Source organism: Streptomyces sp. NPDC048643, from assembly GCF_040650615.1.
Lineage (GTDB): Bacteria > Actinomycetota > Actinomycetes > Streptomycetales > Streptomycetaceae > Streptomyces.
In genome coordinates this window covers 93,895-106,943 of the sequence record NZ_JBEZHO010000029.1, presented here as the reverse complement: position 1 = coordinate 106,943, position 13,049 = coordinate 93,895, and the positions used below count along the sequence as shown (strand labels likewise).

Sequence of the window (13,049 nt, the reverse complement as noted above, 5' to 3'; positions counted from 1 at the left end):
GCACCCCTCGGGGCGCGGCCGGGGGGGAGGCCGGGGTGGGGCGCCCAGGCTCACGAGGGTCAGGACGAGGCACCGCACCGCGGCACCACCCGACCCGGACGACAGGCCCTAGATGGTGGCCGTGTCGATCACGAAGCGGTAGCGGACGTCACTCGCCAGCACCCGCTCGTAGGCCTCGTTGATCTCGGACGCGGCGATCAGCTCGATCTCCGCGCCGAAGCCGTGCTCGGCGCAGAAGTCCAGCATCTCCTGGGTCTCCTGGATGCCGCCGATGCCGGAGCCCGCGAGGGTCTTGCGGCCGCCGATCACGGAGAACAGGTTGAGCCGGACCGGCTCCTCGGGCGCGCCCACGTTCACGAAGGCGCCGTCCGTGCGCAGCAGGGAGAGGTAGGCGTCCAGGTCCAGCGGCGCGGAGACGGTGGAGAGGATCACGTCGAAGGTGCCGCGCAGTTCCTCGAAGGTCTTCGGGTCGCTGGTCGCGTAGTAGTGGTCGGCGCCCAGCTTCAGGCCGTCGTCCTGCTTGCGCAGCGACTGGGAGAGGACCGTGACCTCGGCGCCGAGCGCGTGCGCGATCTTGACGCCCATGTGGCCGAGACCGCCCATGCCGAGGACGGCGACCTTCTTGCCGGGGCCGGCGTTCCAGTGCTTGAGCGGGGAGTACGTGGTGATGCCGGCGCAGAGCAGCGGCGCGGCCACGTCGAGGGAGATGCCCTCGGGGATGTGCAGGGTGTACTTCTCGTCGACGACGATCTTCTCGGAGTAGCCGCCGTAGGTGGGCTCGCCGTCCTTGCCGACGGCGTTGTACGTGCCGACGTTGCCGTTGAGGCAGTACTGCTCCAGGCCCGCCCGGCAGTTCTCGCACTCGCGGCAGGAGTCGACCATGCAGCCGACGCCAACCCGGTCGCCGACCTTGAACTTGGTCACGCCGGAGCCGATCTCGGAGACGATGCCGGCGATCTCGTGGCCGGGGACCATCGGGAAGATGGCCTCGCCCCAGCCCTCACGGGCCTGGTGGATGTCGGAGTGGCAGATGCCGGCGAACTTGATGTCGATCAGGACGTCGTGCTCGCCCACCTCGCGACGCTCGATGGTGGTGCGCTCCAGCGGAGCCTTGGCGGCGGGAGCGGCGTACGCAGCGACTGTGGTCATGCCGGGATTCTCCTCGGGGGGTGGTCCGTACCGTGCCCAGCTGTCCGGTCTCTTGCATCGGGCACGGCTTCAAGCCTGCCCCATGTCTCGGGATTCACCCAGGTCACGGCTCTGCGTACGTTCGCTGGTCCTACTACTGGCGGGGTCAGGCTCCCCGGCGTACGACCGGGAATACTGGACGTATGGATGAACAGCCCTCTGTGGGGTCCGCCGGTGAGGCGGGCATGCCGCTGGACCGACGTGCCGAACTCAGCGAGTTCCTCCGCACCCGCCGGGCCCGGCTGAAGCCCCAGGACGTCGGGATGCCGGACTTCGGCCGGCACCGCCGGGTGCCCGGACTGCGCCGTGAGGAGCTGGCGCAGCTCGCCGGGGTGTCCGTGGCGTACTACACGCGCCTGGAGCAGGGCAACGGCCGGAACGTGTCGGCGGAGGTGCTGGACGCGATCGCGCGGGCGCTGCGCCTCACGGACGCCGAGCACAACCACCTCACGCACCTCGCGAAGCCCAAGCAGCACAAGAAGAAGCAGACCGCGCGTCCGCAGCAGGTGCGGGGCGCGCTGCGTCAGCTGCTGGACACGATGGACGGCGTCCCCGCGTACATCACCGGGCGGCGCTCGGACCTGCTCGGCTGGAACCGGATGGCCGCCGCCGTCTTCGGTGACTGGTCGGAGCTGCCCGCGCAGGAGCGGAACTGGGCGCGGATGGTGTTCCTGCGGCCGGAGTACCGCGATCTGTACGTGGAGTGGGAGCAGAAGGCGATCGACATCGTCTGTCATCTGCGGATGGACGCGGGCTGCCATCCCGACGACCCGCGGCTGTCGGCCCTGGTCGGCGAGCTGTCGGTGAAGAGCGAGGACTTCCGCCGGCTGTGGGCGACGCACGACGTGAAGGAGAAGAGCCACGGGGTGAAGCTGCTGCGGCATCCGCTGGTGGGTGATCTCGCTCTGCAGTACGAGTCGTTCCGGCTGGTGGACGACGCCGAGCTGGCGCTCGTCACGTACCACGCGGAGCCGGGGTCCCCGTCGGCCGAGGCGCTGCGGCTGCTGGCGTCCTGGGGCACGGACGCGACCCGCGCGGGCGCCTCCGCACCCCAGTAGACCGTCGGTCCGGCGGGCCGGCACCCGCCGCCGTCGCACCCGTCACGGCTGGTACGGGGGTGCGGCTCCCCACGTCCACGTCGGTACGGGCTGTTCTCCGGGCGCGCTCGCGTCCGGGGCGGAGAAGAGAACGGCCAGCCGCGTGCCCCACTCCACGTAGGCGAGGAAAGCGGAGCGGAACTCGGCGTCGGTGGGCAGCCCTGCGTCGTCGGCCGCGTCCTGGATGAGGTTGACCCAGCGGCGGCGCTGGACCTCGGTGATGCCCTTGCCCATGTGCCTGGCGACCATGTGGCCGTGCCCGCCCTGGGTGTCGGAGTAGTCCGTGGGACCGCCGAAGACCTCGCCGAGCCAGGCGGCTACATGGGCGGCGTGCTCGGGCGCGAGATCGGCGAAGAGTGGTGCGAGGAGGTCGTCCTTGAGGACCTTGTCGTAGAACACCTCGGTGAGGCGGGTGAACGCCTCGGTGCCGCCGGCCCAGGCGTACAGCGTGGGGACGGCGGCGCCCCGGCCGCGTACGGCCGTCGGTTTGTAGTGGCGCATCTCCTCGATGTCGCCGACGTAGGGCCGGATCTCGGCGAGGAAGTCCTGGAAGCGGTCGGACTGCCGGAAGCCCTCCAGGTGGGCCTCGGTCGACGTCCAGGTGATCCGCAGGATGAAGTTCTCGAAGTTGTCCTCGCAGCGGGCGAGTTCGTAGTCCACGCACTCGGGGGCGGCGGCCAGCTGGACCGCGGCGCGGGTGTAGGCGGCCAGGAACTGGCCGGACTGGTCCTCGGGGATCCGGTACCGGATGTATTCGACTGTCGAAACGGTCATGCCTCACACAAACACGAACGGCCGCCGGAAGCCTCGCTTCCGACGGCCCGTTCGCTGCCGGCACAGTCCTACGCCTTCGCGTTCTCCTTGACGGTGATCCTCCCCTTGCGGATCGTCGCGACGCGCGGGGCCTTCTTCGCGATCGAGGAGTCGTGCGTGACCATGATGAACGTCAACCCGTGCTCCTTCCACATGGCTTCGAGCACGTCCATGATCTCGTCGCGCATGGACTCGTCGAGGTTGCCGGTGGGCTCGTCGGCGAGCAGCACCTTCGGCTGCTTGACGAGGGCGCGGGCGATCGCCACCCGCTGCTGCTGGCCGCCCGACAGTTCTGCGGGCAGGTGGCCGAGCCGCTCGGCGAGCCCCACCGACTCCAGTGCGGCGGCGGCGCGTTCACGCCGTTCCTTCGTCTTGACGCCGAGCGGTACGAGCGCGGTCTCGACGTTCTCCTGAGCGGTGAGGGTGGGGATCAGGTTGAAGCTCTGGAAGACGAACCCGATGTTCTCGCTGCGCACCCGGGTGAGCTTGGCCTCGGACAGCTTCGCCATGTCCGTGCCGTCGAGTTCGATGCTCCCGGCGGTGGGACGGTCGAGTCCGCCGAGCATCTGGAGGAGGGTGGACTTCCCGCCACCGGTGGGGCCCTGGATGACGAGCCGGTCGCCGTCCCCGATCGTCAGGTCGATTCCGGCGAGCGCGTCGATGGTCTCCTTGCCCCGCGTATAGCGCTTGGTGACGCCTCTGAGTTCGTACATGGTGCAACTCCTGGGATACGTGAGTACGGCGGGGCTTATTCGACGCGGCGCAGGGCGTCCGCGGGGCGCAGCCGGGAGGCGCGCCAGCCGCCGAAGGCACCGGCGATCAGACCGCCGGCGACGGCCAGGGCGACCGCGACGACGATCGTGTTGACGCTGACGGGCGCGGTGAGCGCGACGTCGAGGGCCTTGGACGCGGTCTGCCGACCCGGGCCGCCGAAGCCACCGCCGCCGCCACCGCCCCCTCCGAAGCCGCCGCCTCCTCCGCCGCCGCCGAAGCCGCCTCCGCCGCCCGTGCTCCCCAGCTGTGCCTGGAGATTGGGGCTGATCTCGGTGACGACGTAGGCGCCCGCGAGACCGAGGGCGATGCCGAGGACGCCGCCGACGAGGCCGTTGACGACGGCCTCACCGACCACCTGGCGGGTGACGCGGCTCGACTTCCAGCCGAGCGCCTTGAGGGTGCCGAACTCGCGGACGCGGCGGGAGACCGCGGAGGAGGTGAGCAGTCCCGCGACCAGGAACGCGGCCACGAGCACCGCGATCGAGAGCCACTTGCCGACGTTCGAGGCGAGGTCGGAGGCGGTGGACAGGGAGCCGGAGACGGTGTCCGCGAGGTCGGCGGAGGTGGTGACCGTGGTGCCCGAGATGTTCTTCTGGATGGTGCTCTTGACGCTGGAGATCTGCTGCGAGTCCGAGGCCTTGACGTAGATCGTCGTGACCTTGTTCTTGGAGTCGCTGAGCGTCTGCGCCTGCTGGAGCGGCATGTAGAGGTTGGCGGCGGCGTCACCGCTGTCCGGCGTCGCGATGCCGATGATCGTGTACTTGACGCTCTTGACGGTGACGGTCCCGCCGACCTTGAGCTTCTTCTCCTTGGCGTAGGAGGTGTCCGCGACGACGACCTTGGCGTTCGTCTCGGAGGTCTTGAACGTACGGCCGCTGGTGATCTTCGACGACGTCAGCGGGCCCAGGGCGGGCTTGGTGACGTCGGTGCCGTAGACCGAGTAGTTGTTGACGTCGAAGTCGGCTCCGCCGCCCTTGACGGTGCCCTGCGGCGAGGGCTGGGCGCCTCCGCGCCGGTTGCCGCCCTGCTGGCCGGGGGCCTGCTGGAACTGACCGCGCGTGAACTGGCCGTTGACCCGGATGACTTGGAGGCTCAGCCCGCCGACGGCGTCCGCCACGCCCTGCTGGGTGTCGACCTTGCCGACGGTCGAGGAGGCGAGGGTCTGGAAGCCCTGGACCATGACGCGGTCGCTGCTCTGCTTCTTGTCGGAGCCGTTGTCGTTCGCGTCGAAGTTGAAGCGAGGGCGCTGGCTGGTGCTGGTGGCCGGTTCGGCCGCCTTGGTGACCGTCATGTCGGTCCCCAGCCCGTACAGCGACTGGAGGACCTTGCCCTGGGCCTTCTCCATGCCCGAGGAGACGGAGCTGACCACGATGACCAGGGCGATGCCCAGGGCGAGCCCGGAGGCGACGACGAGGGCCGCCTTTCTGCGGCGGCGCAGTTCGCGCCTCAGGTAGGTGAAGAACATGGCCGCAAGCTAGGTACGGCGCGTGATGAAGGGATAAGGCCGAAATAAAAGAACGATGAGAAGGCTGTGGTTGGGCCCGGAAACCCTTGAGAACACGGCATGCGAACGCCCCGCGGGCCTCGTCGGGGAGCGCGGAACGCCGATGCGGCGGCGACCCCGTGGGGGCCACCGCCGCATCGGCGTGTGCTGGGTGAGCGGGATCAGACGGCCGAACCGGCCTTCCAGGCCGCCCAGTCCAGGTTCCAGCCGTTGAGGCCGTTGTCCGGGGCGACCGTCTTGTCGCCGGTGTTCTTGACGACGACGACGTCACCGATCAGCGAGTTGTTGTAGAACCACGCGGCAGGCGTGTTGGGGTCGCCCGCGCCCTTCGTGTCGGACATGCCGACACAGCCGTGGCTGGTGTTGGCGGAGCCGAAGATGGACTTCGCGCCCCAGTAGTTGCCGTGGATGAAGGTGCCGGAGTTCGACAGACGCATCGCGTGCGGCACGTCCTTGATGTCGTACTCGCCCTTGCCGTCGTCGTTCTTGAAGCCGACGGTCGAGCCGTCCATCCGGGTCTCCTTGAACTTCTCGGAGATCACCATCTGGCCCTGGTACGTCTTGTTCTCGGGCGAACCGGCCGAGATCGGGATGGTCTTGATCGTCTTGCCGTCGTGCATGACCTTCATCGTCTTCGTCTGGGCGTCGACGACGGAGACCTGGTTGCGGCCGATCTTGAACGTGACCGTCTTCTGCTGCACGCCGTACACGCCGTTGGCGCCCTGGACACCGTCGAGGTTCAGCTTCAGGGTGACGGTGGAGCCGCCGGTCCAGTAGTCCTCGGGGCGGAAGTCCAGGCGGTTGGCGTTGAACCAGTGACCGACGACCTCCTGGCCACTGCTGGAGGAGACTGAGATCCCCTTCTGCACCGCGGCCTTGTTGGTGATCGCCTTGTCGAAGTTGATCGAGACCGGCATGCCGACGCCGACGGTGGAACCGTCCTCCGGCGTGAAGTTGCCGATGAAGCTGTTCGCCGGGGAGACGGTGGCGAACGACGCGTTCTCGTGGGCGACGCGGCCCGAGGAGTCGGTGGCTTCGGCGGCGATCTTGTACGTCGTCGCGCGGCTCAGCTGGGAGGTGGGCTTCCAGCTCTTCTTGTCCGCGGATATCTGACCCGCGACGGCGGTGCCGGTCGAGGTCTGCATCGTGACGGACGTGAGCGAGCCCTTGCTGACCGTGACCGCCGTGCCGTTGTTGATCGAGGCGTTGTCGGAGCCGTCCTTGGGCGTGATCTTGATCTGGGCCTCGGAGGTCTTCTTGGCCGCGGCCTCGTCGACCTTGGCCTGCGACGAAGCTCCGTCGCCGCCGTCCGATGCGCTGGCCGTGCCGTCGTCGCTGCCTCCGCTGCACGCAGAGAGCACCAGCACCCCGCCGAGCAGTGCGGACGCGGTCATCAGACCCTTGCGCCGCTTACTGTCCGTCATCACACGCTTCTCCATCGTTGCCGAATCCCGAAAAGACACGAGAGCCCCGTAAGGACTGTCAACGCTACGACCGGTTCGTCCCGTTCCACTTCCCGCGGAAGTGTGGGGCACGCCACTCCAGCCATGGGGACGGAGCGGTACGCAGGTGGCCCGTGTGTCTGCTGAGACGAAGAAACCCCGGGCGGCGGTTGCCGCCCGGGGTCTGGTAATCGCCCGAACCGCGTCAGCCGCGCACGTCTTCCTCGTCGTCCTCGTCCGCATCATCCTCGTCGAGGTCCCAATCAGGCGAATCGGGGTCGTAGTCGATGGGCTCGCTGCTCCATGACGCCTGGGCCAGTTCCGTCCCCGGTACCTCGCTGACCAGGTCGAACGGATCGACGAGATAGGCGAGGGCCTCCGCCGTGTCTTCCGTCACTGCACTCTCGGCCTGCGCCCGCTCGTCCGCCGGCATGGCCGCGTCCTCGGCGATCCGGCCGAGCGCGGCCTTGGTGACCGCGCCGGCGTCACCGATCTCCAGCACCAGTTCGACACGAAGCCGGACAAACTGTGATGTCTCAGGGGTACTCATGGGAGGGAGCGTACGGCCCGTTGGTTACGCGACTTTCCCACGACCCGCGCCTTTCATTAGCATCGCCCCACACGGCCAATTCGCCAGCGCCACAAGGGGATCGATATTTCGTGTCCGCCGCACGTCGATCGTTGCTGACCGCCACCGCAGCAGGGACCCTCCTGGGTGCCCTCTGGTTCGTCCCGTCCGCCAACGCGACCCCGGACGTGCCGTCCCCGAGCGGGTCGGCACCGGCGTCCGCGCCGGCCGGCACCGCGACGAACGGGGCCTCCACACAGTCGGACATCACCTCGGACACCACGTCGGACACCGGGTCCGGCACCGCGCAGGACACGGCCACCGACGGTGCCGGGCCCCAACTCGCCGACACCGGCGCGGTGAACACGACGCCGTACGTCGTCGGCGGCACGGTGTTCCTCGGCCTCGGGGCCGGGTTCGTGGCGTACTCCGTGCGCCGCGAGCGCACGCTCGCCCACTGACACCACGACGCCCACCGGGCAAGCCCACCGCGTTCCGGACAACCCACGGGGAAGCCATGCGAGAGCTGAGCGAGCTGACCGACGTCGAGGAGCCGGCCTGGCCACTGCTGGCCAAGGCGCTCGACGCCAGCGGCGTGTCCATGGAGGTCCTTCCCGTGGACCCCGCCCTGGGCCGCGCCGGCCTGCTCCAGCTGCAGATCACCGCCCGGTCCTGGCTGGGCGGGATGGTGCTCAACTGCGGCGGGGTGGTTCTGGACAGCGGGTGGGTGCGGATCTACGGCAGTCCGGCCGAGGACGCGTCGGCGGGACTGCCGGGAGGCTCGACGGACCTGCCCTCGCTCGCCGAGGTCAACGGCTTCCCCGAGCGGTTCGATCCGGCCTGGCGCCCCCAGGACGGCGGGCTCGTCGTGGGCCATGACGTGCTGGGCGGGGTGTTCGTCCTGAACGGCGCCGACCCGGAGTCGGTGGGGCGTCCGGGGCATCCCGGCGAGATCGTGTACTTCGCGCCGGACTCACTGAAGTGGGAGGCGCTCGAAGTCGGCCACGGGGCATGGCTCCAGTGGCTGCTGAGCGAGGGCACGGACCAGTTCTACGACACGCTGCGCTGGCCCGGCTGGCGGGCGGAGTCCGGCGCCCTCACCGGCACCCAGGGGCTGTCCGTCGTGCCGTTCCTGTGGTCGGCGGAGGCCCGCCGCGACCTCATGTCCACCAGCCGCCGCGCGGTCCCCCTCGCCGAACTCCTCAATCTTCACCGGGAGTTCGGCCTGAAACTGGACAAGGTCGACCCCGGCTTCCTCGGCGACCTCTGAGCCCACCGGAGGCGGCCCGTTCCCGTACCGGGAGCGAGGCTCGCGCCCCGTGCCTCCCGGGACCGGCCGGCGCCGTGCCGCCCGAGATCGGCGACACCGGATGAAGATCCCGGGTACCCACCCCGGCCGCCGCCGGCCGCCTCACGTCCCCGGCGGGACCGGTCGCGACGGCCGGCACGCACTGCCGATGCCGTGGCCGGCCGGTACGACGGCCGTGAGGCATCCTCGCCGCGCCCACGCGACGGCTCCGTGCGGGGACCGCTCGATCGTGGCCCGCACGGTCTCGTCCCTCACACCCCGCACGACCCTTCACCGCGAACGGGCGTCGCCCCTCGGACAGGGGCCCGGCCCGGACACGGCTGCGGCCCCGCAAGCCCGGAAGGGGGTGCGGGGCCGCAGCCCTACTGTGTGGGTCCGGTCAGGCCGCCCTGCGGCCGCCGCCGCTCTGGCCGCCGCCGCGCTGCGGGGCGCGCCCGCGGCCGGTGCCGCCGGAACGGCCGGTGCCGGCGCCGCCGCCCTCGGAGCGACGCGGCGCCGCGCCACCCTCGGCACGACGGCCACCCGCTCCGGCGCCGCCTTCGGCGCGCCGGGGTGCGGCTCCGCCGCCGCTCGTGCGACGGCCGCCACCCGTGGCGCCCGTGGCCGGGCGGCCGGCGCCGCGCTGCTGGCGCGGCTGGCCGTCCGAGCCGGTGCCCTGACGGGAGGCCGAACCGGTGCCGGCGGTGGACGGACGCCTGGCGCCGCCACCGGTGGCGCGCCGCGCCTTGGGCCGCTGCTTGGGCTGTTCGGCCTGCTGCGGGACCTCGATGACGACCGGGACGCCGGAGGGCTCGCGGGCGCCGGTGAGGCGGGCGAGTTCTTCGTCGCTGGACGTGACGCGGGCGGTGCGCGGCGTGATGCCGGCGTCCGCCATCAGCCGGGTCATCTCGCGCTTCTGCTCGGGGAGCACGAGGGTGACGACGCTGCCGGACTCTCCGGCGCGGGCGGTACGGCCGCCGCGGTGGAGGTAGTCCTTGTGGTCGGTCGGCGGGTCGACGTTGACCACGAGGTCGAGGTCGTCGATGTGGATGCCGCGGGCCGCCACGTTCGTGGCGACGAGCGCGGTGACCTCACCGTTCTTGAACTGGTCGAGCGTGCGGTTGCGCTGCGGCTGGCTGCGCCCGCCGTGCAGGGCGGAGGCCCGGACACCGCTGGCGAGGAGCCGCTTGGTGAAGCGGTCGGCGCCACGCTTGGTGTCGACGAAGAGGATGACCCGGCCGTCACGGGCGGCGATGCGCGTGGCGACGGCCTTCTTGTCGGTCTCGTCGGCGACGTGCAGCACGTGGTGCTCCATGGTGGTCACCGCGCCCGCGGACGGGTCGACGGAGTGCACCACGGGATCGGTGAGGAACATCCGGACGAGCCGGTCGATGTTCTTGTCGAGCGTGGCCGAGAACAGCAGGCGCTGGCCGCCGGGCTCGACCTGGTTGAGCAGGGCGACGACCTGGGGCATGAAGCCCATGTCGGCCATCTGGTCGGCCTCGTCGAGGACGGTGATCGCGACCTGGCCGAGCGCGCAGTCGCCGCGCTCGATGAGGTCCTTGAGCCGCCCGGGGGTGGCCACGAGGACCTCGGCGCCGCGGCGCAGCGTGCCGGCCTGACGGCCGATCGACATGCCGCCGACGGCGGTGGCCACGCGCAGGTTGACGGCGGTGGCGTACGGCGTCAGCGCGTCGTTGACCTGCTGGGCGAGTTCGCGCGTGGGGACGAGGACGAGCGCGAGGGGCTGCCTCGGCTCGGCGCGGCGGCCGGCCGTGCGGGCGAGGAGGGCGAGCCCGAAGGCGAGCGTCTTGCCGGAGCCGGTGCGTCCGCGGCCGAGCACGTCGCGCCCGGCGAGGGAGTTCGGCAGGGTGGCGCCCTGGATCGGGAAGGGCTCGGTGACGCCCTGGGCCGTGAGGGTCTTCGTCAGGGCGGCGGGCATGTCCAGAGCGTCGAAGGACTCGACGGCGGGCAGCGCTGGGGTGATGGTCTCGGGGAGCGAGAACTCCTGAGGCGGCGTCACCTTGCGGGCGGGGCCGCGGCCCGCGCCCCGGCCGGTGGCGCGGCCGGCGCTCTTCGCGGAGCCGCCGGTCTGTGCGGCGCGTGCGTTTGCCGGCCGCTTACGGACGGGACGTTCGGATCGAGTCATGCTGGATCTGGATTTCCTTCCTGGGCCCCACGGACTGCACACACAAGCGCTCACCACCTGCATGAGCTGTCACAGCGCGAGCCGGGACCCGCACCCGAAGGCGCGGGACCCGGCTCTGGAAAAGCGCGTCGCGAACTAGGCGGGGATGATGTTCTCCGCCTGCAGGCCCTTCTGGCCCTGCGTGACCTCGAAGGAGACCTTCTGGCCCTCGAGGAGCTCACGGAAGCCGGAGCTCGCGATGTTCGAGTAGTGCGCGAAGACGTCGGGGCCGCCGCCGTCCTGCTCGATGAAGCCGAAGCCCTTTTCCGAGTTGAACCACTTCACGGTGCCGGTAGCCATGTTGTTCTCCTGAACAGGTAGTGGGCCCCCATCCGGAGCATGCACCGGGTAATGCCGGAGATGCCGGTAAAACAAAACGCGCCTGCGGAGGATTCCGATCAGGCGCACAAAGTAAATGGGTACCAAAAACGTATCAATGAGACAGTAGCACACACTGATACGCGAGTGCGAGGCGGGGCGCGTGGGCCGGGCAACCGCCCGGCCGGGTGGGCCGGCCAACCGCCCGGCCCACCCTATGCCTGTCCGCCCTACGCGACCTAGGCCAGCGGCCCGGTCACCGGCTCGACCGCGGTCACGACACCGCCGGCACGCACGAACGCGTCCGCCGCCTCCAGGTCGGGGGCGAGGAAGCGGTCGGGGCCGGGACCCTGGACGCCCGCCGCGCGGACGGCGGCGATGACCGCCTGCGACGCCGGGGCCGGGGTCAGGCCGGCGCGGAGTTCGATGGCGCGGGTGGCGGCGTACAGCTCGATCGCCACGATGCGGGCCAGGTTGTTCACCGCGGTCCGCAGCTTGCGCGCGGCCGACCAGCCCATGGAGACGTGGTCCTCCTGCATGGCGGAGGAGGGGATGGAGTCGGCGGACGCCGGTACGGCGAGCCGCTTCATCTCGCTGACCAGCGCGGCCTGCGTGTACTGGGCGATCATCAGGCCCGAGTCGACGCCGGCGTCGTCCGCGAGGAACGGCGGCAGTCCGTGCGAGCGGTTCTTGTCGAGCAGCCGGTCGGTGCGGCGCTCGGCGATCGAGCCGAGGTCGGCCGCCGCGATGGCGAGGAAGTCGAGGACGTAGGCGACGGGGGCGCCGTGGAAGTTGCCGTTCGACTCGACGCGTCCGTCGGGGAGCACGACCGGGTTGTCGACAGCGGAGGCCAGCTCGCGCTCGGCGACCGTGCGGGCGTGGGCGAGGGTGTCGCGGCCGGCGCCCGCGACCTGCGGGGCACAGCGCACGGAGTAGGCGTCCTGGACGCGCGGGGCGTCGTCCTGGTGGTGGCCGGTGAGCTCCGAACCCTTCAGCACGGCCAGCATGTTGGCGGCGCTGGCACCCTGGCCGGGGTGCGGGCGGATGGCGTGCAGCTCGGGGGCGAGGACCTTGTCCGTGCCGAGCAGGGCTTCGAGGGAGAGCGCGGCGGTGACGTCGGCCGACTTGTAGAGCGTCTCCAGGTCGGCGAGGGCCATGACCAGCATGCCGAGCATGCCGTCGGTGCCGTTGAGGAGGGCGAGGCCCTCCTTCTCGCGCAGTTCGACGGGGGCGATGCCGTGGGCGGCGAGGAGTTCACCGGCCGGCCGGACCACACCGTCGGGGCCTTCGGCGTCGCCCTCCCCCATCAGGGTCAGCGCGCAGTGGGAGAGCGGTGCGAGGTCGCCGGAGCAGCCGAGCGAGCCGTACTCGTGGACGACCGGAGTGACGCCCACGTTGAGGATGTCGGCCATGGTCTGCGCGACCTCGGGCCGTACGCCGGTGTGGCCGGAGCAGACGGTCTTGAGCCGCAGGAACATCAGCGCGCGGACGACCTCGCGCTCGACGTGCGGGCCCATGCCGGCGGCGTGCGAGCGGACGATGTTGCGCTGCAGTTGGGCGCGCAGTTCCGGGCTGATGTGCCGGGAGGCCAGGGCGCCGAAGCCGGTGGAGACGCCGTAGACGGGCTCCGGCTTGGCCGCCAGCGCGTCGACGATCTCGCGGGCCGCGGCGAGGGCCGCCACCGCTTCGCCGGAGAGTTCGATCCGGGCGCCGTCGCGCGCCACGGCGAGTACGTCGGACGCGGTCACCCCGGACGTCCCCACCACCACAGTGTGCATATCCATATTCAGGAGCGTACGCAGTGAATTCGATGATGTCACTAGTGGACGGCGGGTTGACCCCTTACTCCGACGTACGTCACAACTGCCT

12 protein-coding genes are annotated in these 13,049 nt (G+C 70.6%); 3 read left to right on the top strand and 9 right to left on the bottom strand.

Going from position 1 to position 13,049, the window contains the following annotated elements; genetic code table 11:
- Positions 1-108: 108 nt before the first annotated feature.
- Entirely contained in the window at positions 109-1,149 is a 1,041-nt protein-coding gene (locus tag AB0C62_RS26310) for an NAD(P)-dependent alcohol dehydrogenase (RefSeq protein WP_362977074.1), read from the bottom strand.
- A gap of 182 nt (positions 1,150-1,331) precedes the next feature.
- Between AB0C62_RS26310 and AB0C62_RS26305 the strand changes: the two genes are divergently transcribed.
- Complete coding sequence (locus tag AB0C62_RS26305; protein ID WP_362977072.1) at positions 1,332-2,246, top strand: helix-turn-helix transcriptional regulator; 915 nt, start codon at positions 1,332-1,334, stop codon at positions 2,244-2,246.
- Positions 2,247-2,288: 42 nt separating this feature from the next.
- Here the strand turns inward: AB0C62_RS26305 and AB0C62_RS26300 are convergent, their stop codons facing one another.
- The 5 genes from AB0C62_RS26300 to AB0C62_RS26280 form a co-directional block, all read right to left on the bottom strand.
- Complete coding sequence (locus AB0C62_RS26300; RefSeq protein ID WP_362977070.1) at positions 2,289-3,059, bottom strand: antibiotic biosynthesis monooxygenase; 771 nt, start codon at positions 3,057-3,059, stop codon at positions 2,289-2,291.
- A gap of 68 nt (positions 3,060-3,127) precedes the next feature.
- A complete protein-coding gene (locus AB0C62_RS26295) occupies positions 3,128-3,811 on the bottom strand; it encodes an ABC transporter ATP-binding protein (RefSeq protein ID WP_351430260.1) in 684 nt (227 codons plus the stop codon).
- A 35-nt stretch (positions 3,812-3,846) separates the two neighbouring features.
- Positions 3,847-5,337 (bottom strand): ABC transporter permease, encoded by a 1,491-nt coding sequence (locus AB0C62_RS26290; protein WP_362977068.1) that lies wholly within the window; start codon positions 5,335-5,337, stop codon positions 3,847-3,849.
- A gap of 200 nt (positions 5,338-5,537) precedes the next feature.
- Positions 5,538-6,800 (bottom strand): Ig-like domain-containing protein, encoded by a 1,263-nt coding sequence (locus tag AB0C62_RS26285; protein ID WP_362977066.1) that lies wholly within the window; start codon positions 6,798-6,800, stop codon positions 5,538-5,540.
- Between the two features lie 223 nt (positions 6,801-7,023).
- Entirely contained in the window at positions 7,024-7,368 is a 345-nt protein-coding gene (locus AB0C62_RS26280) for a hypothetical protein (protein ID WP_362977064.1), read from the bottom strand.
- A 110-nt stretch (positions 7,369-7,478) separates the two neighbouring features.
- On the opposite strand from AB0C62_RS26280, the gene AB0C62_RS26275 reads away from it, so the two are divergent.
- Both AB0C62_RS26275 and AB0C62_RS26270 read left to right on the top strand, forming a co-directional pair.
- Positions 7,479-7,847 (top strand): hypothetical protein, encoded by a 369-nt coding sequence (locus tag AB0C62_RS26275; protein ID WP_362977062.1) that lies wholly within the window; start codon positions 7,479-7,481, stop codon positions 7,845-7,847.
- 56 nt (positions 7,848-7,903) lie between these two features.
- Positions 7,904-8,656 carry a DUF2625 family protein gene (locus AB0C62_RS26270; RefSeq protein ID WP_362977060.1) on the top strand — a complete coding sequence of 251 codons (753 nt, stop codon included), beginning with the start codon at positions 7,904-7,906 and terminating at the stop codon, positions 8,654-8,656.
- Positions 8,657-9,074: 418 nt separating this feature from the next.
- Here the strand turns inward: AB0C62_RS26270 and AB0C62_RS26265 are convergent, their stop codons facing one another.
- The 3 genes from AB0C62_RS26265 to hutH all read right to left on the bottom strand — a co-directional run bounded on the left by AB0C62_RS26265 (position 9,075) and on the right by hutH (position 12,958).
- Entirely contained in the window at positions 9,075-10,823 is a 1,749-nt protein-coding gene (locus tag AB0C62_RS26265) for a DEAD/DEAH box helicase (RefSeq protein ID WP_362977058.1), read from the bottom strand.
- A 135-nt stretch (positions 10,824-10,958) separates the two neighbouring features.
- Positions 10,959-11,162 carry a cold-shock protein gene (locus AB0C62_RS26260; protein WP_030794464.1) on the bottom strand — a complete coding sequence of 68 codons (204 nt, stop codon included), beginning with the start codon at positions 11,160-11,162 and terminating at the stop codon, positions 10,959-10,961.
- A gap of 257 nt (positions 11,163-11,419) precedes the next feature.
- Positions 11,420-12,958, bottom strand: coding sequence for a histidine ammonia-lyase (gene hutH, locus AB0C62_RS26255; RefSeq protein ID WP_362977096.1), 1,539 nt, complete (start codon positions 12,956-12,958; stop codon positions 11,420-11,422).
- Positions 12,959-13,049: the final 91 nt, after the last annotated feature.

What these genes read in the sequence shown, in the direction of transcription:
- AB0C62_RS26310 (WP_362977074.1), bottom strand. Translation starts at nt 1,149, where the DNA reads ATGACCACAGTCGCTGCGTACGCCGCTCCCGCCGCCAAGGCTCCGCTG.
- AB0C62_RS26305 (WP_362977072.1), top strand. Translation starts at nt 1,332, where the DNA reads ATGGATGAACAGCCCTCTGTGGGGTCCGCCGGTGAGGCGGGCATGCCG.
- AB0C62_RS26300 (WP_362977070.1), bottom strand. Translation starts at nt 3,059, where the DNA reads ATGACCGTTTCGACAGTCGAATACATCCGGTACCGGATCCCCGAGGAC.
- AB0C62_RS26295 (WP_351430260.1), bottom strand. Translation starts at nt 3,811, where the DNA reads ATGTACGAACTCAGAGGCGTCACCAAGCGCTATACGCGGGGCAAGGAG.
- AB0C62_RS26290 (WP_362977068.1), bottom strand. Translation starts at nt 5,337, where the DNA reads ATGTTCTTCACCTACCTGAGGCGCGAACTGCGCCGCCGCAGAAAGGCG.
- AB0C62_RS26285 (WP_362977066.1), bottom strand. Translation starts at nt 6,800, where the DNA reads ATGACGGACAGTAAGCGGCGCAAGGGTCTGATGACCGCGTCCGCACTG.
- AB0C62_RS26280 (WP_362977064.1), bottom strand. Translation starts at nt 7,368, where the DNA reads ATGAGTACCCCTGAGACATCACAGTTTGTCCGGCTTCGTGTCGAACTG.
- AB0C62_RS26270 (WP_362977060.1), top strand. Translation starts at nt 7,904, where the DNA reads ATGCGAGAGCTGAGCGAGCTGACCGACGTCGAGGAGCCGGCCTGGCCA.
- AB0C62_RS26265 (WP_362977058.1), bottom strand. Translation starts at nt 10,823, where the DNA reads ATGACTCGATCCGAACGTCCCGTCCGTAAGCGGCCGGCAAACGCACGC.
- AB0C62_RS26260 (WP_030794464.1), bottom strand. Translation starts at nt 11,162, where the DNA reads ATGGCTACCGGCACCGTGAAGTGGTTCAACTCGGAAAAGGGCTTCGGC.
- hutH (WP_362977096.1), bottom strand. Translation starts at nt 12,958, where the DNA reads ATGCACACTGTGGTGGTGGGGACGTCCGGGGTGACCGCGTCCGACGTA.